This is a genomic window from Vibrio sp. 1167 (assembly GCF_033340375.1).
GTDB lineage: Bacteria > Pseudomonadota > Gammaproteobacteria > Enterobacterales > Vibrionaceae > Vibrio > Vibrio alginolyticus.
In genome coordinates this window covers 1-1,043 of sequence record NZ_JAWOWK010000126.1, presented here as the reverse complement: position 1 = coordinate 1,043, position 1,043 = coordinate 1, and the positions used below count along the sequence as shown (strand labels likewise).

Sequence of the window (1,043 nt, the reverse complement as noted above, 5' to 3'; positions counted from 1 at the left end):
GCAACTTGCACCTTGAGTTTTTATCGCGCTGATCAAGTCGTTGCTGTTGGTGGTTGTGAACGATTCTACGTCACAAACCACGCTTGCCGCTTCAACTGATTGGGTTGCCCGCGTACGTAACGTCTGTTTCGGTAGCTGTGGTAACAATTCTGTCGGTGCATACTCAGGCTGCGCCGTTTCTACACCGTGTTCGTGCTGATGATGTTCAACTTTCTCTGTGACTTGCGCTACTGGCTCGCTCATTGCGAACGCAGCAGTGCTGCTCAAGGTTGCCGCAATCACGACGCTGAGGGTTTTCAGTTCCATCTTTGTTCTTCTATATAATGTGTTCCTTAAATGCCGATACCACGTGACATCACTTCGTGCTCTTTTCACAACGAAGAGCACCCTCATATAAATCTGACTGAGCTTTAAAATAAACAATTCATTAACAAACAAATTTAGCGGTATCACTTTTTAGTACCCAATTCGCCACACTACGAACTTTATTAAAATCGATTTGCTCAATAGACTTTGATGAACTAGCACTTAAAGACGCCACAACGAAGGATTTTGGCGTTATGAAAAAACCAAGCTACACTATCGCTCTCCCAACATATTTAGAATGAAATCTATGACCGATGCCGATATCGAACTTCAGCACCTGTGGTTAGAAATCCAAACGCAACGCTGGCAAAACGTGTCCCGTTTTTTATTCAGTTACTACTGCTATAAAAACAATTTAGTAAATAAAAACAACAAGGTTTGTTGGGAAACCGCCCGTGATTCGTTGCCAGCCTCTATCAGCCTTAAAACTCGTAAACAGGCGGTTATTGAGCCTTTAATTCCTGAAGAAACCGTGGTTGGTTTGCTCAAAGCCATCAGCAAAGATGGAGAGATGACGTGTGATGTAATGACGGCTACGCTTAACGCGTTTTTGCACTATGTGGTGATCAGCAAACAGGAGAAGCTACAGCTTAAACCTAACATGCCAGCGAGCTGGTATCAGCAGCATCACAAGCCTGTATTCGCCCGTTTTGAGCAAGCGGGAATAAAGACTCAAC

At 44.1% G+C, this 1,043-nt stretch carries 1 protein-coding gene and 1 pseudogene; one reads left to right on the top strand and one right to left on the bottom strand.

Annotated elements, in window-relative coordinates; genetic code table 11:
• Positions 1–306 (bottom strand): annotated as a pseudogene (locus R7Z78_RS24835) (collagenase); the annotation flags it as partial.
• A 307-nt stretch (positions 307–613) separates the two neighbouring features.
• On the opposite strand from R7Z78_RS24835, the gene R7Z78_RS24830 reads away from it, so the two are divergent.
• The coding region (locus R7Z78_RS24830; RefSeq protein WP_169643724.1) for a hypothetical protein at positions 614–1,043 on the top strand (430 nt) is incomplete at its 3' end.